This window comes from Bacteroides sp. HMSC067B03, from assembly GCF_001811315.1.
GTDB classification, from domain to species: Bacteria; Bacteroidota; Bacteroidia; order Bacteroidales; family Bacteroidaceae; genus Bacteroides; species Bacteroides faecis.
This window is the reverse complement of record NZ_KV804416.1, coordinates 62167-84622: the sequence shown is the minus strand read 5'-3', so window position 1 is coordinate 84622 and position 22456 is coordinate 62167. Positions and strand designations below refer to the sequence as shown.

Sequence of the window (22456 nt, the reverse complement as noted above, 5' to 3'; positions counted from 1 at the left end):
ATAAACCATGAAGAAACTAGTTTATTTAATTATCTTCTTTTTGTATTCGACTGTGATGAATGCTCAGCTAAAAGATCTGGTACAGTATGTGAATACGTTACAAGGTACCGATTCTAATTTTGGTTTGAGCTACGGTAATACTTATCCTACTACAGGTATGCCTTATGGTATGCATATGTGGTCTGCGCAAACAGGTAAAAATGGGGATGGATTTAAGTATATGTATGCTGTTGATAAGATTCGTGCTTTTAGCCAATCACATCAATGTAGTCCTTGGGTGAGTGATTATGCTGTATATTCTTTCATGCCGATGGTAGGGGAGTTGGTTGTAAATCAAGATGCCCGTGCTACTAAGTTTAGTCACGATAATGAGATAGCTAAACCTCATTATTATAAAGTAACATTCGATAATGGCATTACTACTGAAATGGCTCCGACTACCCGTGGTGTACATTTACGTTTTTCCTATCCTACTACAGGAGATGCTTATTTGGTACTTGACGGATATACGGATATGAGTGAAATCAAAATTGATCCGGCTAAGAGACAAATCTCCGGTTGGGTAAATAATCAACGTTTTGTGAACGATTCAAAATCATTCCGTAACTATTTTGTTGTTCAATTTGATAAATCTTTCGAAGATTACGGCGTATGGGAAAACCAAAAGGATGAAGTGTTTCCACAGAAATTAGATGGATCAGGTAAAGGATATGGTGCATTTATTAAATTTAAAAAAGGCTCGAAGGTTCAGGCTAAAGCAGCTTCCTCATACATAAGTGCAGAGCAGGCTCTGATAACTTTAAATAAAGAACTCGGTAAAGATAAGAATCTGGAAGTAACGAAAGCACGTGGTCAGAAGACTTGGAATGAAGTACTGAATAGAATTGTAGTTGAAGGATGTACGGACGAACAGATGAAGACTTTCTACTCTTGTCTTTTCCGTGCTAACTTATTCTCTCGTAAATTCTACGAACGCAAAGAAAATGGTGAACCGTATTATTATAGCCCATATAATGGTAAGATTTATGATGGTTACATGTATACTGATAATGGATTTTGGGATACATTCCGTTCTCAATTTCCTTTGACAAACATTTTGCATCCAACAATGCAGGGACGTTATATGAATGCTCTTCTGGCAGCACAGGAACAATGCGGTTGGTTACCTTCATGGTCTTCCCCGGGTGAAACAGGAGGAATGTTAGGTAATCATTCTATTTCACTGCTGGCAGATGCATGGGCAAAAGGGATTCGTGATTTTGATCCTGAAAAAGCGCTGGAGGCTTATGCGCATGAGGCAATGAATAAAGGTCCTTGGGGTGGTGCTAACGGACGTGGATTCTGGAAAGAATATTTCCAGTTAGGATATGTCCCTTATCCTGAATCAATGGGTTCTAGTGCACAAACAATGGAATATGCATATGATGATTTCTGCGGATATCAACTTGCTAAAATGGTTGGAAATAAACATTACCAGGAAGTATTTGCCCGTCAGATGTTCAACTATAAAAATGTCTTTGATAAGTCTATCGGATTTATGCGTGGAAAGGGTGTTGATGGTAAATGGCAGGAACCATTCGATCCACTAGAATGGGGTGGACCTTTCTGTGAAGGAAATGCATGGCATTATACATGGTCAGTGTTCCATGATGTACAAGGTTTGATTGATTTGTTTGGAAGTGATGAGAAGTTTACTACTAAAATAGATTCTGTATTTACTATTCCTAATGTAATTAAACCAGGTACTTATGGCGGGATTATTCATGAAATGAAAGAAATGGAGCTAGCTAATATGGGACAATATGCACACGGAAATCAGCCGATTCAACACATGCCTTATTTGTATTGCTATGCAGGTCAGCCGTGGAAAACTCAATATTGGGTACGTCAGATTGTTGAAAGATTATATAACTCAACAGAGAAAGGTTATCCGGGTGATGAAGACCAAGGCGGTATGTCTTCATGGTATATTCTGAGTTCATTGGGTATATATGCTGTTTGTCCGGGTACAGATGAATATGTGATTGGCAGCCCATTATTTAAGAAGGCTACCATAACCATGGAAAATGGCAATAAGTTTGTGATTGAAGCACCGGAAAATAGTAAAGAAAATTTGTATATACAATCAGCTACTTTGAATGGCAGACTTTTAGATAAAAACTATATCCATTATGATGATATAGCAGAAGGAGGAGTCTTAAAATTTGAAATGGGAAGCCAACCTAATAAAGAAAGATGTACTTCGAAGTATGCTGCTCCTTTCTCTTTGTCTAAAGAATAAAGAATCAAAGAATAAAGTTCAATAATACGATAGATTTTATTCGAATAACGAAATAGGATACTATTAGTGGTATTCCTGTTTCTTATTCGAAATAGACTCTACTAAAGAACATCCGGAATGAAATATAAATTCTTATTTAGTTTATTGTTCTCTCTTATTTTAGGAGGAATGGTTGCAACACAAGCTGTGGCTGATGATTATGCTTGCCAAGTCAATACATTGATTGGAACAAAAGGTACCGGACTGACTTCCGGATATCTCTATCCGGGAGCAACTTATCCTTACGGAATGGTGCAATTTACTCCATCTTATTTCTCTAAAAGGTCGGGGTTTGTCATCAATCAGTTGAGTGGTGGTGGTTGTGAGCATATGGGAAATTTTCCTACTTTTCCAGTGAAAGGAAAACTGAAAATGTCTCCAGATAATATCCTTAACTATCGTATAAATATATCTGAAGAAAAAGGACATGCCGGTTATTATGAGGCTATGGTGCAAGAGGATATCAAAGCAAAACTGACAGTGACCGAGCGAACGGGGATGGCTAGCTATGAATATCCGGCAGATCAACAATATGGTACAATAATCATCGGTGGAGGTATTTCTGCAACTCCTATTGAACAGGCTGCTATTGTTATTACTGCCCCGAATAAGTGTGAAGGTTATGCAGAAGGAGGAAATTTCTGTGGACTTCGTACTCCGTATAAAGTCTATTTTGTTGCAGAGTTTGATACCGATGCTTTAGAAACCGGTACATGGAAAAGAGAAGAATTGATGCCAAATACAACTTTTGCGGAAGGAGAGTATTCTGGTGTATACTTTACTTTCGATGTAAACAAAAAGAAGAATATTCAATATAAGATTGGAGTTTCTTATGTTTCAGTAGAGAATGCACGTGAAAATTTGAAAGCCGAAAATACAGAATGGGATTTCCAAAAGATACAGAATCAAGCGGAGGCAAAATGGAATCATTATTTGGGTATGATTGAAGTGGAGGGTACCAATCCCGATCGTACGACCCAATTCTATACACATTTATATCGTTCATTTATTCACCCGAATGTTTGTAGCGATGTAAATGGGGAATATATGGGAGCGGATTTCAGAGTGCATAAGTCACGTTCTAAACATTATACTTCTTTTAGTAATTGGGATACATATCGTACACAGATTCAATTATTATCCATGCTTGATCCGGAGGTAGCTTCCGATATTGTTATTTCCCATCAATTATTTGCAGAACAGTCCGGTGGTTCTTTTCCTCGTTGGGTGATGGCTAATATTGAAACAGGGGTAATGCAGGGAGATCCGACTCCTATTCTGATTGCTAATGCTTATGCTTTCGGAGCTCGTAACTATGATCCGAAACCTATCTTCAAGATTATGAGAAAAGGGGCGGAGGAACCGGGTTCTAAGTCGCAAGATGTGGAGACTCGCCCGGGATTGAAGCAATATTTGGATAAGGGTTATTATAATGCATCTATTCAATTGGAGTATACCTCAGCAGATTTTGCTATCGGACAGTTTGCATTGCATGCAGTGGGAGATGAATTTGCCAGTTGGCGTTATTTCCATTTTGCCCGTTCATGGAAGAATTTGTATAATCCGGACACAGGTTGGCTACAATCACGTAATCCGGACGGATCATGGAAATCTCTTGGTGAAGACTTCCGTGAATCTACTTATAAGAATTATTTTTGGATGGTGCCTTATGATATTGTCGGTTTGGTAGAAATAATAGGTGGTAAGGAAAAAGCCGAGAAACGGTTGGATGAATTCTTTACGCGCCTGGATGCCGGATATAACGATGCATGGTTTGCTTCCGGCAATGAGCCGAGTTTCCACATACCTTGGATATATAATTGGATTGGTCGTCCATACAAAACACAAGAAATCATTAATCGTGTGTTGAATGAGCAATATTCAAGTAAGATAGACGGTCTTCCGGGAAATGACGATCTGGGTACAATGGGGGCTTGGTATGTGTTTGCTTGTATCGGGCTTTATCCGGAGATTCCGGGCGTGGGGGGATTTACGATAAATACTCCAATCTTTTCATCTGTTAAGGTGCATTTGAAAAAAGGTGATATTGTGATAAAGGGAGGTTCAGAAAAGGACATCTATATCAAATCCATGAAGCTAAACGGAAAATCACATGAAAGTACATGGATAGACTGGGATCAACTCAACAGCGGAGCTACTATCGAATACAGTACTTCGGGTAAACCGGATATGAAGTGGGGAGCAAAGGTTGTTCCACCATCTTTTCCTTAATTAATGAACTATTATAAAGAACAATCATGAAAAGAAAATTTCAACATATAGCTTATTTATTGATGGTTGCAGCAGTGATTACTTCCTGTGGAGAGAAGAAGCAAACATCTGAATTTCCCGATTGGGCATGGGCGGATTTTCAACGCCCGGAAGGTATTAACCCAATTGTTTCTCCTGATACCACTACTGTTTTTTATTGCCCAATGAGACAGGATTCGGTAGCATGGGAATCTAGTGATACTTTTAATCCGGCTGCTACAATTTATGATGGTAAAGTGGTTGTGCTTTACCGGGCAGAAGATAATTCGGCGGTAGGAATTGGTTCACGCACTTCTCGCTTAGGGTATGCTTATTCTGATGATGGTTTGCATTTTAACCGGATGACTGTTCCTGTATTTTATCCGGCAGATGATAACCAGAAAGAATTGGAATGGCCAGGGGGGTGTGAAGATCCGCGAGTTGCTGTGACAGAGGATGGCCTTTATGTAATGCTTTATACACAATGGAATCGTAAGCAGGCCCGTCTTGCCGTAGCTACTTCTCGTGATCTTCAGATATGGGAAAAATATGGTCCGGCTTTTGCAAAAGCATATGGCGGACGTTTTTTTGATGAATTTTCCAAATCAGCTTCTATTGTCACAAAATTGGTAGATGGCAAACAAGTGATTGCTAAAATTGATGGAAAATATTGGATGTATTGGGGAGAAAAATTTGTAAACGTAGCTACTTCCACGGATTTGATTAATTGGGAACCAATGCTTGATGAAAAAGGAGACTTTCTGAAAGTAATTACTCCTCGTGAAGGTAAATTTGATAGTGACCTGACAGAGTGTGGTCCACCTGCAATCATGACTGATAAAGGTATTTTATTGCTTTATAATGGTAAGAATAAGTCAGGTGCAGAGGGGGATACATTGTATACTGCTAATTCTTATTGTGCCGGGCAAGCATTATTTGATGCTAAAGATCCGACTAAATTGATTGACCAATTGGATAAACCATTCTATATTCCGGAATCAGATTTTGAGAAGAGCGGACAATATCCCGCGGGAACAGTATTTATAGAAGGTTTAGTATTCCATAATCAGAAATGGTACTTATATTATGGTTGTGCAGATTCACGTGTAGCAGTTGCTGTGTATGATTCTTTTAAGAAATAAAATGCAATGAAAAAGATAGGACTCTTTTTGTTTGGTATTTGTTTTGTATTGCAAATGGTGGCACAAGAACACAACTACTTCACAAATCCTGTTATTCGGGGAGATGTACCCGATCCTTCCGTCATTCGGGTTGAAGATACATATTATGCTACGGGTACCTCTTCGGAATGGGCACCTTTTTATCCAATGTTTACCTCCAAGGATCTGGTAAACTGGAAACAGGTAGGGCATGTTTTTACCAAGCAACCGTCCTGGACTTCTAATTCATTTTGGGCACCAGAATTGTTTTATCATAATAATAAAGTTTATTGTTATTATACCGCCCGCCAAAAAAGTACTGGAATATCATATATTGGAGTAGCTACGTCTGATTCTCCTTTACATGAATTTACCGATCATGGTCCGATTGTAGAGTATGGAAAGGAAGCTATCGATGCATTTATTTATGATGATAACGGGCAATTGTATATCAGTTGGAAAGCTTATGGTTTGGATACGCGTCCGATAGAATTGTTAGGATGTAAACTGTCCGCTGATGGTTTGCATTTGGATGGTGAACCTTTTACTCTTTTAGTAGATGAAAAGGGAATCGGTATGGAAGGACAGTACCATTTTAAAAAAGGCGACTACTATTATATAGTATACGCTGCCCATGGATGTTGTGGTCCTTCTAGTGACTATGATGTATATGTAGCACGTGCAAGGAATTATGGTGGACCTTATGAAAAATATTCTGGAAACCCCATTCTTCATGGCGGAGAAGGAGATTATAAATCATGTGGTCATGGTACTGTGGTGAGAACATCTGATGGTCGTATGTTTTATATGTGTCACGCTTATTTGAAGGGAGATGGTTTCTTTATCGGGCGTCAACCGATTTTGCAAGAAATGGAAATGACGGATGATCATTGGGTGCGTTTCCAGACTGGGAATTTGGCTATAGCTGAACAGCCTGTACCTTTTGTCGGTACAAAGCAAGAGCCTCTTTCGGATTTTGAAGATAATTTTAAGGGGAATCAATTGAAAGTTGATTGGACGTGGAATTATCCTTATTCAGATATACACGCTGTGCTAAAGAAAGGAAAGTTATTTTTATCCGGTACTCCAAAGAATAACAATAAATATGGTACAGCATTATGTTTACGTCCTCAATCTCCACAGTATAGCTGTGAGACGAAAGTAATAAACACAGGCAAAGGACTGAAAGGATTGACCTTGTATGGCGATGATAAAAACCTGATTGCTTGGGGAATTGAAGGAGATAAACTTATTTTGAAAGTGGTGAAAGACGATATTGAGTCAGTACTTTATGATTCAGCTTTTGCAAGTAAAGAGATATATTTGAAATTGGAAGTTGAACAGGGGTGTATATTCCACTTTTATAAAAGTCTGGATGGAAAAACATGGCAATCTGTGCAGAATACCCCTTTCAAGGGTAAATCCTTGATTCGTTGGGATAGAGTGCAGCGTCCGGGATTACTACATTATGGAGATAAGGATGTACCGGCAGAGTTTTCTTATTTTAAAATGAAGAATTTAAAATAAAAAGAAAGTAGATGGTGATAAAATTTTTAGTTTATACTATTAAATTATCCCTCATAGTAGATTAACAGTATTTGTAAAATATAGATTGATAAAATGAAAAAGTTTTTAGTATTAGTTGCAGCAGTTTGCATGGCGTATACTACTGCGTTTGCTCAGACTGTGAAACCTTTTAAGGAAGGTGACAGAGCTGTGTTTTTAGGAAATAGTATTACGGATGGTGGTCGTTACCATTCATTTATCTGGTTGTATTACATGACCCGTTTCCCGAATATGCCTATTCGCATATTCAATGGAGGTATCGGAGGTGATACAGCGTATGATATGAATAAACGTTTGGATGGCGACATTTTTAGCAAAAATCCTACTGTATTGATGGTAACTTTCGGTATGAATGATTCCGGTTATTATGAATATAATGGTGATAATGCGAAAGAATTTGGTGAACAGAAGTATCAGGAAAGCATCAAAAACTTCCAGCAGATGGAAAAACGCTTCAAGGAGTTGCCACATACTCGTATTGTAATGACGGGAACTTCTCCTTATGACGAAACTGCGCAAATAAAGGACAATACGGTCTTTAAGAAAAAAAATGAGACTATTAAGAGAATCATAGAATATCAAAGAGAATCTGCTGCAAGAAATGGTTGGGAATTCACAGATTGGAATGCACCTATGGTAGCTATAAATCAGGAACTTCAACAAAAAGATCCTAGTTTTACTCTTTGTGGTAACGATCGTATCCATCCGGACAATGACGGTCATATGGTGATGGCTTATCTTTTCCTGAAAGCACAAGGTTTTGCTGGTAAAGATGTGGCCAACATGGAAATCAATGCGAATAAGAAACAAGCAGTGAAGGCAGAAGGTTGTACCATCTCGAATATAAAGAAGATAGGCAAAGATATTAGTTTTGATTATCTGGCAGAGGCATTGCCTTATCCTTTGGATACTATTGCACGTGGTTGGGGATCTAAGAAGAGTCAGGCAGAAGTTATAAAAGAAGTTCCTTTTATGGAAGAAATGAACACAGAATTGCTGAAAGTTACCGGTTTGAAGGGGCAATATAAACTGTTGATTGACAATCAGGAAATAGGAACCTGGGATGCTGCTGATTTGGCAAAGGGTATAAACTTGGCTGCAGAATCTAAAACTCCACAATACCAGCAGGCATTAGCTATCATGCATCTCAATGAGTACCGTTGGGAACTTGAAAGAACATTTAGAGAATATGCGTGGTGCCAGTTTGGTTTCTTCCAACAAAAAGGTTTATTGTTTGCTAATGACAGAAAGGCTATTGAAGTGATGGATGAAAATGTAGAGAAGAACATGTGGTTGAAGGGACGTCGAGATCTTTATTCAAAGATGATGTTTAAAGAGATTCGTGATGCACGTGAACAAGAGATGGATGTTCTGGTTTCCAAGATTTACGAAATCAACAAACCAGTAGTAAGAAAGATTATTCTGAGAAAGATATAATATTGGTTTTAGATAAGTTAGTAAAGGTTTGAATTGGTGTATTGTGGTGCCGGCTAATAGTCGGCACCTTTTTTATATATGATGTTCAATTAATTCTTTTTCCAAAAGTCGGAACTGAACAGCAGCAATACCGTAAATAGCTCCAGACGTCCGAGAAGCATCAGAAAGGAGAGTAGCCATTTGGCTGCATCAGGCAATTCACTCCACGAGAAGGCTGGGCCACACGTGCCGAGTCCCGGTCCCATGTTACCGATGCTTGATATGACTGTTCCGATTGATTCAAGGAATCCTACTCCGAATCCCATCATAATAAGTATGCTGACAATAGCGATAACTGCATATAAGAATGTGAAAGCCAGTACGGTGGACTGGATAGAAGGGGAGATAACCTGTTTATTCACTCGTACGGGTAATACAGCATTGGGGTGCAGAATATGTTTAAACTCATTCTTGGCAACCTTGAAGAGAATGACCATGCGGATACATTTGATACCGCCTGTCGTACTACCTGCACAAGCCCCTATTATCATAACGATAAGAAGACAGCCCCAAAGAATAGAAGGCCAGAGCATATAGTCAGCAGTAGCAAAACCGGTGGAAGTCTGCAGTGATATAACTTGAAACAGAGACTTTCGGAATGCCTCTTCTGCTCCCATCGAACTGGTCTGATAAAGCCAGACAGCAATGAAAATTGTGAAAAAAGCAACAGATATGAAATAGAACTTCAGTTCGGCATCATGAATGAACTTCTTTATTTTTCCGTTGAACATCAACAATAATAAAGTGAAATTGACTCCCGATAGAAACATGAAAATAGATATCACATAATCTATGTAAGGCGAGTGATAATATTCAATGCTTGTTTGTTTAGTAGAGAATCCGCCAGTACTGGTAGTAGTAAAAGCATGGCAGATGCTGTCGAAAAGCCCCATCCCTCCAAATACCAGTAAGATAATCAGTGTTCCGGTCATTCCGGCATAGATTCCCCAGATCCATTTGGCAGTAACTCCGATACGTGGGTGTACTTTGTCGTGAGTAGGACCGCTGGCTTCGGCTGCAAATACCTGGATACCTCCCATACCAAAAATCGGAAGAACAGCAATCGTAAAGAACACAATTCCCAAACCACCTATCCATTGTGTCATTGCCCGCCAGAAGAGGATGCCGTGAGGCATTGATTCTATATTGTTCATGATGGTGGCACCTGTACTGCTAAATCCGGACATAGTCTCGAAGAAGGCATCAGTAACATTTGGAATATAACCACCTATATAATAAGGCAACATTCCAAAAAGAGAGAATGTGATCCAGGCTACACTGACAATAACATATCCGTCGCGACGGTTGAGTGATTTCTCAGCCCCTCTTCCGATAGCGAGCATAATCACCCCTACGAAGGTTGTGATAGCTGATGAAAGCAGGAAACTATTTAAGTCGTCTTCCTTATAGAATAGTGAAACGCCACCACAACACATTAACATAGCTGTTTCTATCAGTAACAGAAACCCCATGATGCGATATATCATCTTCGAATTAATCATAAACAGTCTGTTTTAGGTATTAAGTATTATGCGCCAAGTATAAGCGGCTACGGTTAGTACCTAATACTTAATACCTGATACTTAACACCTAATACTTGCTAATTAAAGAACTTTTCAATTTTCTTGATCATCATACTCAGACAGAATACAACAACATGATCTCCGGGACGAATCAGCGTATCTCCCGTTACGAGCACTCCTTCGCCATTACGGATCATTCCTCCGATGGTCGTTCCTTTAGGCAATCCCAAGTCCTTGATTAAATTTCTGGTAATCTTTGCTCCGGCGGGCACGGTAAACTCAGCTACATCGGCATTGGCGAATGTCAGACACTTCACATTGGATACATCGGCATCCAGCATCATCTGATAAATATGGCTGGCAGCAATCATCTTTTTATTGATGACGGTGCCGATATCAAGGCTTTCTGCCATGCCGATATAATCGATGTTCTCTACTTCCGCTACCGTCTTTTCCACTCCCATTCGTTTGGCGGCGAGGCAGGCGAGGATATTCGTTTCCGAATTGTCCGTTAAAGCGACAAATGCTTCGGTATTTTTTAATCCTTCTTCGATGAGAAGGTCCATGTCCCGGCCATCCCCGTTGATTATCATTGTTTTATCGTCCAATAATTCAGTCAGTCGGTTGCAGCGGTTGATATCATTATCTACGATTTTCACTTGCATATAATCCGGCACGTACTGGGCGGTACGGACAGCAATACGGCTTCCGCCCATGATCATAACGTTGCGTACATCGGCATAGTCCTCTTTACCGGCTATTTTTCGGATATAAGGAATATATTTTCGTGTAGTAGTGAAATAAACAATATCATGTAGTTTGATAACATCATCTCCGCGTGGAATGATGGTTTCCGTACCTCGTTTGATGGCTACCACGTGGTAGGGAATATCGGGTGCACCCAGTTCATGAAGAGGAATATTCAATATTTCTGCTTTTTCGCGCATCTTGGTACCGATCAGTATCAAGGCACCTCCACAGAACTCCCACCATTGACGTACCCAGCTCATGCGCATGGAAGATACGATTTCCTTGGCAGCCAGCATTTCCGGATAAATCAGCGAATGTACACCCAACTTTTGGAAAAATTCCTTGTTTTTGGGTAGAAGATATTCGTAATTGTCGATGCGGGCGACCGTCTTTTTAGCTCCTAGATTCGTGGCTAGCATACAGGCAGTCATATTCTGGCTTTCGTTGGGAGTGACTGCGATGAACAAATCCGCCTCTTTCACACCTACCTCTTTCAGTCCCGAGATGGAAGAAGGAGAAGCTGTGACTGTCAGCAAATCGAAGTTGGCGCTAAGAGCACTTAGTTTTTCTTCGTCATCGTCCATCAGGATAATGTCCTGTTTTTCCCGTGACAATAATTTAGCCAGGTGGGTGCCTACATTGCCGGCACCTGCGATAATAATCTTCATTTTCAGTTCGTTAATTCTTTTATTTTGCTCATGCTGGGCAGAAGCTCACATTGTTTCAGCAGTTCCTTTGTTATACTGTCTTCATCCATTCCGCAGAGCTGATATAGCTCGGGTATCGTACCGTGTTGCACGAATTTATCCGGAATTCCGATGCGTTTGATGGTCGGGGTATATGCATGGTCGGCCATAAATTCGAGTACGGCACTTCCCATTCCTCCCTGAATCGTTCCGTCTTCTATGGTGACGATGTGACGGAATTTTCGGCCTGCTTCATGCAGCAGTTCCTCATCCAGTGGTTTGAGGAATCTCAGGTCGTAGTGGGCGATGCTTTTTCCTGATTCTGCTTCGGCGCGGGCGATGGCATTGGCTGCTTTATTACCGATAGGACCTATGCTGATGACAGCCACATCCTTTCCATCTTTCAATTTTCGTCCTTTGCCTACGGGAATTTCTTCGAGCGGGCATTTCCAGTCGACCAACACACCGCGGCCACGTGGGTAGCGGAGTACGAACGGACCTTTGTCCGGCAGCTGTGCCGTGTACATCAGTCGCCGTAATTCATGCTCATCCATGGGGGAGGCGATGGTCAGATTAGGTATCGGGCGCAGATAAGCCATGTCGAACGCACCATGATGCGTCGGACCATCTTCTCCTACAAGGCCCGCACGGTCGAGGCAGAGAACTACAGGAAGGTTCTGAATAGCTACATCATGGATAATATTGTCATAAGCCCGTTGCATAAACGATGAATAGATGTTGCAGAAGGGGAGCAAACCATCCTTCGCCATTCCTCCGGAGAAAGTAACGGCGTGACCTTCGGCAATACCTACGTCGAAAGCCCGTTTGGGCATCTTAGACATAAGAATGTTCATCGAACAACCGGAAGGCATGGCGGGTGTTACACCTACAATTTTCGGATTGGATTCTGCCAATTCCACTAATGTATTTCCGAAGACGTCTTGAAACAGGGGAGGCATTCCTTCCGTATTAGCCACAAAACGTTCTCCGGTGATAGGGTCGAATTTGCCGGGAGCGTGCCATTCGGTAGCATGTTTTTCGGCAGGGGCGAATCCTTTTCCTTTAATCGTGTGGAGATGCAGTATTTTGGGACCTTTCAAGTCTTTAATGTCGCGCAATACTCGTGAAAGGTTCTTTATGTCGTGTCCGTCGATAGGACCGAAGTAGCGGATGTTCATCCCTTCGAATATATTCTGTTGTTGGGCAGCCATTGATTTCAGACTATTGCCGAAACGGATAAGTGCTTTGCGGCGTTCGTCGTTCAGGATGCCGAGCTTGAATAGCAGGCGGGAAGCCTTGAAACGCAGTTGGTTGTAGCGGTTCGAAGTTGTCAGGTTGAACAGGTATTGTTTCATTCCACCGACACTACGGTCAATGGCCATATCATTATCATTCAGTATGATAAGCAGGTTGTTCGGGGTAGTTGAAGAATTGTTCAGTCCCTCAAAAGCCAGTCCTCCACTCATCGAACCATCTCCGATAATGGCTATCACATGGCGTTGGTCGTCTCCCTTTCTGGCAGCGGCAACAGCCATGCCGAGGGCGGCAGAGATGGAATTAGAAGCGTGTCCGCAGGTGAAGGTATCGTATTCGCTCTCTTCAGGAGAAGGGAAAGGACGAATGCCTCCCAGTTTCCGGTTAGTGGAAAATGCTTCACGCCGTCCTGTGAGAATTTTGTGGCCGTATGCCTGATGTCCTACGTCCCATACAATACGGTCATAAGGTGTATTGTAGACGTAGTGCAGGGCTACAGTCAGTTCCACAGTACCGAGGCTGGCAGCGAAGTGCCCCGGGTTACAGGAGAGTTCTTTAATAATGTCTTGCCTTAATTCATCGCATACTTCCGGCAGTTGGTCTACTTCCAGACGGCGCAGATCATCAGGGCTATTGATTGAGTTTAGCAAGTTATATATCGGTTCATTCTTCATGATTCGAGAAAATTTGGTGCAAAAATACGAAAAAGAAAGCGGAAGCCCTTTCTTTTTGCTTAAATTCTTATTGTTAAAGCTAAGCTGTCGGAAGGAATCCCGTCGTTCACAGCTTTTTAAACCGGCTTGTTCGTATGAAGTATGTGGACTTAACTTGTTTATCCTTTATAGCAAACTTCTACTTCGCAGGAAGATAAGTTATTTTCCTCCCATTCCAAAGTATAATTGCAAGCTTTGTTTTTGTAATTGCAAGTTTTGATTATATAAATGCAAGCTTCGTTTTTATAATTGCAAGTTGCGTTTATAGATTTCTAACGGGAGAAGACACTTTTTCCTTAAGTCAAGTGATTCTTTTCCTTGCATGGAAAGTAACTTTCCAATTAATGGCTGACGTCGTAGCGAAGTGGCTTTAGGATGTTTGAGTAGAGAATATCATTATTTGTGTGCTGAAGATAAAATGGAATATCTTATCTTTGTCGTACTTTTGCTCTATAGAAACAATCGAAAGAAGGAGAATATATGGATTTTCAAACAAAGGTAGAACTGCCGACGGGTTCACCGCTTATCAGTCATTCAGAACGGATTCTTCTGATGGGTTCTTGTTTTGCTGAAAACATAGGCTCGCTGTTGGCTGAAAATAAGTTCCGTGTTGACATGAATCCTTTTGGGATTCTCTATAATCCGCTGTCTGTCTCTGCCGCTTTAGTGGAGATATTGAAGGGAAAGGTATATCAGGAGAAAGATTTATTCCTGTATAAGGAGTGTTGGCATAGTCCGATGCATCATGGTTCATTTTCCGCGTCATCTCCGGAGGGAGTTCTTCAAAAGATAAACACTCGCCTGTCGCAGGCTCACCGTTCTGTTCATGAGCTCGACTGGCTGATGCTGACTTTCGGTACTGCTTACGTGTACGAGCAGAAAGAAACAAGGCAAGTAGTCTCTAATTGTCATAAACTGCCGGAAAGTCACTTCAACCGTCGGATTCTTTCAGTCGATGAGATCGTGAACGAATATACCTCGCTTATTACCAGTATCGTTGCACGTAACTCCGGCTTGAAGATCTTATTCACGGTTAGCCCTATCCGGCATATACGTGACGGGATGCATGCTAACCAGTTGAGTAAATCGACGCTGTTGCTTGCAATCGACCGCCTGCAACAACGGTTTCCGGAACATGTATTCTATTTCCCTTCTTATGAGATTGTGTTGGATGAACTCCGTGATTATCGTTTCTATGCCGATGATATGCTCCATCCGTCACCGATGACTGTCCGTTATCTGTGGGAACGTTTCTCGGAAACCTTCTTTTCTGCTGAAACAAAGCAGCTGATTACTGCCGTAGAAGATATATCCAGAGACTTGTCACACAAGCCTTTTCATCCGGAGTCGGAAGCGTATCAACGCTTTTTAGGACAAATAGTGTTAAAAATCGAACGACTTAACGGAAAATACCCGTACTTAGACTTTCAAAAAGAAAAAGAACTATGTCATATACGATTGAATCCATAGCCGAATATATCGGTGCACGCCGTGTAGGAGAGTGCGAAGCGACGATTGATTGGCTACTTACAGATAGCCGCTCTTTGAGTTTTCCGGAAGAAACCCTGTTTTTTGCTCTAACCACCAAACGTAATAATGGTGCACGTTACATCCCCGAACTGTATGACCGGGGAGTGCGCAATTTTGTGGTGGCGGAAAAGGACTTTAAAAGAATGGAGAGCGGAGAGTGGAAATTGGAAGGTGATCTTAATTTTTTAATTGTAGCGAATCCATTGAAGGCTTTGCAAAAACTGGCCGAAGCCCATCGGGAGAATTTTAAGATTCCGGTAATCGGCATCACGGGTAGTAATGGAAAGACCATTGTGAAAGAGTGGTTGCATCAATTATTAAGCCCTGACCGCTGCATTATCCGTTCGCCCCGTAGTTACAACTCGCAGATCGGTGTTCCCTTGTCTGTCTGGCAACTGAATGAAGAAGCCGAACTGGGTATCTTCGAAGCCGGCATCTCCGAAATGGGAGAGATGGGAGCATTGAAGCGGATGATTAAACCGACTATCGGTATTCTGACCAATATAGGTGGTGCCCATCAGGAGAATTTCTTTTCATTGCAAGAGAAATGTATGGAGAAACTCACCCTCTTTAAAGATTGTGATGTAGTGATCTATAATGGAGATAACGAGCTGATCAGTAATTGCGTGGCAAAGTCGATGTTGACAGCACGTGAAATAGCCTGGAGTTGCAAGGATATAGAACGCCCGCTTTATATCAGTAAAGTGACCAAAAAAGAAGACCATACGGTGATCGCTTACCGCTATCTGGATATGGATAACATCTTCTGCATCCCTTTTATAGACGATGCTTCCATCGAGAATGCGTTGAACTGTCTGGCAGCTTGTCTTTATCTGATGACACCTGCTGACCAGATAACCGAACGAATGGCACGGCTCGAACCGATCGCCATGCGTCTGGAAGTAAAAGAAGGTAAAAATAATTGTGTTCTGATCAACGACAGCTACAATTCAGATCTGGCTTCCTTAGATATAGCGCTTGATTTTCTGGTACGCCGTTCCGAGAAGAAAGGGTTTAAACGAACACTCATCTTATCGGATATTCTGGAGACAGGACAGAGTACAGCTACGCTTTACCGTCGGGTAGCACAGCTGATTCAGAGTCGGGGCATTAACAAACTGATTGGTGTAGGAGCGGAGATTTCTTCGTGTGCCGCCCGCTTTGAAGGTACGCCCGAACGATATTTCTTTCCGGATACGGACGCATTGCTGAGATCAGGTCTTTTCAAATCTCTGCATTCGGAAGTTATCCTGATAAAAGGCTCCCGTGTGTTTAACTTTGATCTGGTGTCGGAAGAACTGGAACTGAAAGTGCATGAAACGATTCTGGAAGTCAATTTGGGCGCGATGATTGCCAATTTGAATCATTATCGTTCCATGCTCCGTCATCCGGAGACAAAAATAATCTGCATGGTGAAAGCTGCAGCTTACGGAGCCGGTTCATACGAGATAGCCAAAACGTTGCAGGAGCACCATGTCGACTACCTTGCTGTAGCTGTCGCCGATGAAGGTTCCGAACTTCGTAAAGCAGGTATCACTTCTTCTATTATCATCATGGACCCGGAACTGACATCGTTCAAAACGATGTTTGATTATAAACTCGAACCGGAAGTATATAATTTCCATTTGCTCGACGCGCTGATTAAAGCAGCAGAAAAAGAAGGAATAACCAACTTCCCGATTCATGTGAAACTGGATACGGGTATGCATCGTCTAGGATTTTCCATTGATGAAATTCCTTTGTTGATTCGCCGTTTGAAAAGTCAGAATGCAGTTATTCCCCGGTCGGTGTTCTCTCATTTTGTGGGAAGTGATTCGGCGCAGTTCGACTTCTTTACCCGTCAACAGATTGAGCTGTTCGAGAAAGGTTCTCAGGAATTGCAGGAAGCCTTCTCTCACAAGATTCTGCGTCATATCTGCAATACTGCCGGTATTGAACGTTTCCCCGGTGCACAGTTTGATATGGTACGCCTGGGAATAGGACTTTATGGAGTAAGTCCGATCGACAATTCGATTATCAATAATGTAAGTACGCTGAAAACGACAATCCTTCAGATTCGGGATGTACCCGAAGAAGATACGGTAGGTTATAGCCGGATGGGGCATCTGGCACGCCCTTCCCGCATTGCAGCTATTCCTATCGGTTACGCCGATGGCTTGAATCGTCATCTGGGACGTGGCAATGCCTATTGTCTGGTGAATGGCAAGAAAGCCCCTTATGTCGGAAACATCTGTATGGATGTCTGTATGATTGATGTGACAGATATCGATTGCAGAGAAGGTGACAAGGCTATCATCTTTGGTGATGACCTGCCGATAACCACTCTTTCGGATAAACTGGATACTATTCCTTACGAAGTGCTGACCAGTATTTCGAACCGGGTAAAACGAGTCTACTTTCTTTAATGGATAATGGACAATGGATAATGGACAATGGATTGGATAATGAATAAAAAATGAGTTGCACAATCATCTGCATAGCAAATTATCCATTATCCATTCTCCATTATCCATTAAAATAATTATCTTTGCACCAACTAATAAACCTCTATAATAAATAAACATATGACAAACTTATTATTATTAGGCTTTTTGCCTAGTGGCTCTGAATGGATCATTATTGCTCTTGTTATTCTTCTCCTTTTTGGTGGTAAGAAAATCCCCGAATTGATGCGTGGGTTAGGAAAAGGAGTAAAGAGCTTTAAAGATGGCGTGAACGAGGCAAAAGAAGAAATCAATAAGGCAAAAGACGAAATCGACGCACCGGCAGATTCAGCTAAGAAATAATAAGCAATGGCAGAAATGACCTTCTGGGATCATTTGGATGAGTTGCGTCGGGTACTTTTTCGTGTTATCGGGGTATGGTTTGTATTGGCAATCGGCTATTTCATAGCGATGCCCTATTTGTTCGACCATATAATACTGGCGCCTTGCCATAATGATTTTGTATTTTACGACTTACTACGCTATATCGGTCAGAAATTCGATTTGACTGATGAATTCTTTACGCAGGAGTTTAAGGTGACGCTTGTCAATATCAATTTGGCAGCTCCTTTCTTTATACATATGTCGACAGCCTTCTGGATGTCGGTAGTGACAGCTATGCCTTATATCTTCTTTGAGGTCTGGCGTTTTATCAATCCGGCCCTTTATCCGAATGAACGGAAAGGAGTGAGGAAGGCATTGACCATAGGAACCGGTATGTTCTTTATCGGTGTGCTTATGGGGTACTTTATGGTATATCCGTTGACGCTCCGTTTCCTTTCTACCTATCAGTTGAGTTCGGAAGTCGAGAATATTCTGTCGCTCAATTCGTATATCGATAACTTTATGATGCTGATTCTCTGTATGGGGTTGGCTTTTGAACTTCCTTTGGTGACTTGGTTGTTGTCTTTGCTGGGAGTAGTCAATAAGTCTTTCCTGCGCAAATATCGCCGTCATGCAGTTGTCATCATCGTAATCGCTGCGGCTATTATCACTCCGACTGGCGACCCGTTCACACTGAGTGTGGTAGCTATCCCGCTTTATCTGCTCTATGAAATGAGTATTCTGATGATAAAGGATAAGAAAGAGGTGCCTGAATTGGAAGAAGAAGAGGAAGAAGGCGTGGCAAAAGTCTGATAAACCTAATTATTTATCGTTCGTTGCTCTACATCTGAAGAAGATATTCTTCAGATGTAATTTTTATCATGTACCTTTGTCGTATGGAAAATGAAGGAAGAGAATCTTATGAAATCCTTTTAGCTGTTTGTAAAGCAGATCATTTGCAACTGACAGTCGGTTACAAACAGATGCGCGATTTGCTCGAAAGGCTTTGTCGCTTACATATGCACAATGGGAGCTTGCAGATGACCGATCTTTCCGCACGAATTAGTTTTGTAGCGGCTAAAGTGGGGCTTTCTGCGGCAGAACAGAACAGGCTACATACCTTCCGGCTGACTTCCAATGCGATTCTGAACCGACAGCAGGAACCTACCCGTGAACATCTTCTGCGGGATGCGAAGACGTTGGCTTTCTTCATCCGTAAACTTTTTGAGGAAGATATTCCACAGGAACTGTATCAGTTGCTTCCCCGAACGGATGCCACTTATATCGTGGCTCCTCCGGCACACAAGCGCGTCCAGCGGATGCGTGTCTGTTTTCAGTATTCCGATGAGCAGTATCTGTATGTGACCCCTTTGGATGAAATAGCGGATGAACCGTTGCGCGTTCGTTATAATATTCCTCAGATAAATGAAGAATTTGCGGAGACTTGCCGGTTACTTTGGCGTCATGCACAACTCAACTTGCTGGATGTCTCTGTTGACGAAGCTGGCTTTCTCACCCCTTCGTTCATTGTCCTTGAACCGGACTACCTGATTGATATCAGTTCATTGGCAGAATGTTATCGGGATTATGGACATCATCCGGCAAACTATTTCCTTTCCCGCCTGCAGCCGATAGAGAATGCACGTCCATTACTTTTAGGAAATATAGCCAACCTTTTCCTCGATGAGTGGATACATGCAGAGGGAGAGGTCGACTATCTGAAATGTATGCGGAAAGCTTTCCGCCGTTATCCTATTGAGCTGGCGGCTTGTGCCGATCTGCGTGACCGGGAAAAGGAACGGCAGTTCTTTGATGACTGCAAACTTCATTTCGATCATATTCGTGAGACGGTGAATGACACCTTTCATGCAGCCGGCTATGAACTGGATAAAACGGATGCCGTGCTCGAACCTTCTTATATATGCGAAGCACTCGGTCTGCAAGGACGGCTCGACTATATGCAACGCGATATGTCTTCCTTTATCGAAATGAAATCGGGTAAAGCTGACGAATATGCGATTCGTGGAAAAGTAGAGCCGAAAGAGAATAATAAAGTGCAGATGTTGCTTTATCAGGCTGTTCTGCAATACTCAATGGGGATGGATCACCGGAAGGTGAAAGCCTATCTGCTCTATACTCGCTATCCATTGCTCTATCCTTCCCGTCCTTCGTGGGCAATGGTCCGTCGGGTGATCGATTTGCGCAACCGGATTGTGGCGGACGAATATGGTGTCCAGTTGCGGAACAGTCTTGAATACACGGCACAGAAGCTGGAAGAAATCAAGGCTTCCGTATTAAATGAGCGAGGGCTGTCCGGACGTTTCTGGGAAACGTATCTGCGCCCTTCCATTGATAACTTTCAAGAAAAACTGAGTTCTCTTTCTTCTTTGGAAAAAAGCTATTTCTATGCCCTCTATAATTTTATAACAAAGGAGCTTTATACATCCAAATCCGGTGATGTGGATTATGAAGGGTGTACAGGAGCAGCTTCTCTATGGCTTTCCACTTTAGCGGAGAAATGTGAATCGGGAGAGATTATCTATGATTTAAGAATTAAAGAGAATCACGCAGCTGATGAGCATAAAGCCCATTTACTGCTGGTACCGTCGGCACCTCCGGGAATGCCGGCAGAAGATGCGTCAGACGTCCTTCCTAACTTTCGTCAAGGCGATGCTATCGTTCTTTATGAACGGAATTCGGATGCGGACAACGTTACTAATAAGATGGTATTTAAAGGGAATATCGACTTTCTGAACGAGAATGAAATCTGTATCCGCCTTCGTGCTACACAGCAGAATTCTTCAGTTCTTCCGTCTGATAGTCTTTACGCTATCGAACACGATGCGATGGATACTACTTTCCGCAGCATGTATCAAGGGCTCTATGCTTTTATGTCTGCTACCAAAGAACGTCGTGACTTGCTGCTTTCTCAGCGGGAACCACAGTTTGATGAGACATTGAATGCGCAGATAGCCGAAGCTGCTAATGATTTTCTCCGTATCGCCTTGAAAGCCAAAGCTGCAAAAGATTACTTCCTGTTGGTAGGCCCCCCGGGAACCGGCAAAACATCTTGTGCACTAAAAAAGATGGTTGAAACCTTTTATGAGGATGAAAATGCTCAGATTTTATTGCTTTCGTATACCAACCGTGCGGTTGATGAAATTTGCAAAGCCCTTTCCTCCATTCGTCCGGAAGTTGATTTTATTCGTGTAGGAAGCGAACTTTCATGCGACGAGAGCTATCGGGGGCATCTGATAGAAAATGAACTGGCTGCCTGTATGCGTCGTAGCGAGGTTTACGAACGTATCAACCGCTGCCGTATATTGGTAGGTACAGTAGCGTCTATCTCCGCCAAACCGGAACTTTTCAGATTGAAACATTTCAATGTGGCTATTGTCGATGAGGCTACTCAGATATTGGAACCGCAGCTACTGGGCATTCTTTGTGCCCGGGGAGAAAATGGGAAAGATGCCGTTGACAAATTTATTCTGATAGGCGATCATAAACAACTTCCTGCCGTCGTCTTGCAGAATTCGGAACAGTCGGAAATTTATGATGAATCCCTGTCCGCTATCGGGTTGAAGAACCTGAAGGATTCTTTGTTTGAAAGACTGTATCGTACAGTCCGCCAGCATACTGATGCCCATCATCTTTACGATATGCTTTGCCGTCAGGGGCGTATGCATCCTAAAGTTGCTCTGTTTGCAAACCGTGCTTTCTATGAAGGCCGCCTGCTGCCTGTCGGGCTTCCGCATCAACTGGAAGACTCCGAACATATCGACCGACTGGTTTTCTACCCTTCGCAACCCGAACCGATGGGATCTTCCGCAAAGACAAACCGTTCGGAAGCACAGATAGCCGCCCGTTTGGCTGCAGATGTATATAAAGAACATTCAGAGACCTTTGATGCTTCCCGTACATTGGGAATCATTACTCCCTATCGCAGTCAGATCGCTTTAATCAAGAAAGAAATAGAGGCTCTTGACATCCCTGCACTGAATCAGATATTGATCGATACCGTAGAACGCTTTCAGGGAAGTGAGCGGGATGTGATTATTTATTCATTCTGTGTGAACTATCCGTATCAACTGAAATTCCTTTCTAATCTGACAGAAGAAGATGGAATTCTGATTGACCGGAAATTGAACGTCGCTCTGACGCGTGCAAGAAAACAAATGCTTCTGACAGGTGTGCCGGCTTTGCTTGAGCGTAATCCACTCTATAAAAGTTTATTAAAATTAATAGAGAGCCTTCGGATTATTGCGTAATTTTTGCAGTCGTTAATTTTTATTCTCTCTTTATGCAATTCATTAACACCTATTTGTTGAACAAACCCCTATCTTTGCAATACGTTTTTTTCATAGAGATTTAGATTTAAGGTTAGAAGAATTGTGGAAGTCGTGAGACTTCCCTTTTTTTCA

Annotated in this window: 13 protein-coding genes; 10 read left to right on the top strand and 3 right to left on the bottom strand. The window is 42.1% G+C overall.

The genetic code is table 11. The features are described 5' to 3' along the window. Window positions 1–7: 7 nt before the first annotated feature. The 5 genes from HMPREF2794_RS20880 to HMPREF2794_RS20860 all read left to right on the top strand — a co-directional run bounded on the left by HMPREF2794_RS20880 (window position 8) and on the right by HMPREF2794_RS20860 (window position 8733). Entirely contained in the window at window positions 8–2281 is a 2274-nt protein-coding gene (locus HMPREF2794_RS20880; RefSeq protein WP_055268591.1) for a GH92 family glycosyl hydrolase, read from the top strand. A 117-nt stretch (window positions 2282–2398) separates the two neighbouring features. After that, a complete protein-coding gene (locus HMPREF2794_RS20875; protein WP_055268592.1) occupies window positions 2399–4552 on the top strand; it encodes a GH92 family glycosyl hydrolase in 2154 nt (717 codons plus the stop codon). A 26-nt stretch (window positions 4553–4578) separates the two neighbouring features. Beyond that, on the top strand, window positions 4579–5712 hold the full coding sequence (locus tag HMPREF2794_RS20870; protein WP_010536683.1) for a glycoside hydrolase family 130 protein: 1134 nt from the start codon (window positions 4579–4581) through the stop codon (window positions 5710–5712). A 6-nt stretch (window positions 5713–5718) separates the two neighbouring features. Continuing rightward, window positions 5719–7257 carry a family 43 glycosylhydrolase gene (locus HMPREF2794_RS20865; RefSeq protein WP_055268593.1) on the top strand — a complete coding sequence of 513 codons (1539 nt, stop codon included), beginning with the start codon at window positions 5719–5721 and terminating at the stop codon, window positions 7255–7257. A 93-nt stretch (window positions 7258–7350) separates the two neighbouring features. After that, complete coding sequence (locus HMPREF2794_RS20860) at window positions 7351–8733, top strand: SGNH/GDSL hydrolase family protein (RefSeq protein WP_055268594.1); 1383 nt, start codon at window positions 7351–7353, stop codon at window positions 8731–8733. An 89-nt stretch (window positions 8734–8822) separates the two neighbouring features. On the opposite strand, the gene HMPREF2794_RS20855 is transcribed toward HMPREF2794_RS20860, so the two are convergent. The 3 genes from HMPREF2794_RS20855 to dxs all read right to left on the bottom strand — a co-directional run bounded on the left by HMPREF2794_RS20855 (window position 8823) and on the right by dxs (window position 13659). Then, the gene (locus HMPREF2794_RS20855; protein WP_083312149.1) at window positions 8823–10274 is read right to left on the bottom strand and encodes a TrkH family potassium uptake protein; all 1452 of its coding nucleotides are present in this window, start codon (window positions 10272–10274) and stop codon (window positions 8823–8825) included. Between the two features lie 98 nt (window positions 10275–10372). After that, the gene (gene trkA, locus HMPREF2794_RS20850) at window positions 10373–11713 is read right to left on the bottom strand and encodes a Trk system potassium transporter TrkA (protein WP_010536687.1); all 1341 of its coding nucleotides are present in this window, start codon (window positions 11711–11713) and stop codon (window positions 10373–10375) included. A 2-nt stretch (window positions 11714–11715) separates the two neighbouring features. After that, on the bottom strand, window positions 11716–13659 hold the full coding sequence (dxs, locus tag HMPREF2794_RS20845) for a 1-deoxy-D-xylulose-5-phosphate synthase (protein ID WP_010536688.1): 1944 nt from the start codon (window positions 13657–13659) through the stop codon (window positions 11716–11718). A 519-nt stretch (window positions 13660–14178) separates the two neighbouring features. Between dxs and HMPREF2794_RS20840 the strand changes: the two genes are divergently transcribed. From HMPREF2794_RS20840 to HMPREF2794_RS20820, 5 genes are all read left to right on the top strand, one after another. Beyond that, window positions 14179–15168 (top strand): GSCFA domain-containing protein, encoded by a 990-nt coding sequence (locus HMPREF2794_RS20840; protein WP_022300740.1) that lies wholly within the window; start codon window positions 14179–14181, stop codon window positions 15166–15168. Continuing rightward, window positions 15144–17633: a bifunctional UDP-N-acetylmuramoyl-tripeptide:D-alanyl-D-alanine ligase/alanine racemase gene (locus HMPREF2794_RS20835; protein WP_070752553.1), complete on the top strand. Its 2490-nt coding sequence runs from the start codon at window positions 15144–15146 to the stop codon at window positions 17631–17633. The genes HMPREF2794_RS20840 and HMPREF2794_RS20835 overlap by 25 nt, the downstream gene beginning before the upstream one ends. A 159-nt stretch (window positions 17634–17792) precedes the next feature. Continuing rightward, window positions 17793–18014, top strand: a complete 222-nt coding sequence (locus HMPREF2794_RS20830; protein ID WP_008760985.1) for a Sec-independent protein translocase subunit TatA/TatB — start codon at window positions 17793–17795, stop codon at window positions 18012–18014. A gap of 6 nt (window positions 18015–18020) precedes the next feature. Continuing rightward, window positions 18021–18848, top strand: coding sequence for a twin-arginine translocase subunit TatC (gene tatC / locus HMPREF2794_RS20825; protein WP_010536691.1), 828 nt, complete (start codon window positions 18021–18023; stop codon window positions 18846–18848). A gap of 83 nt (window positions 18849–18931) precedes the next feature. Then, complete coding sequence (locus HMPREF2794_RS20820; protein ID WP_070752565.1) at window positions 18932–22303, top strand: AAA domain-containing protein; 3372 nt, start codon at window positions 18932–18934, stop codon at window positions 22301–22303. Window positions 22304–22456: the final 153 nt, after the last annotated feature.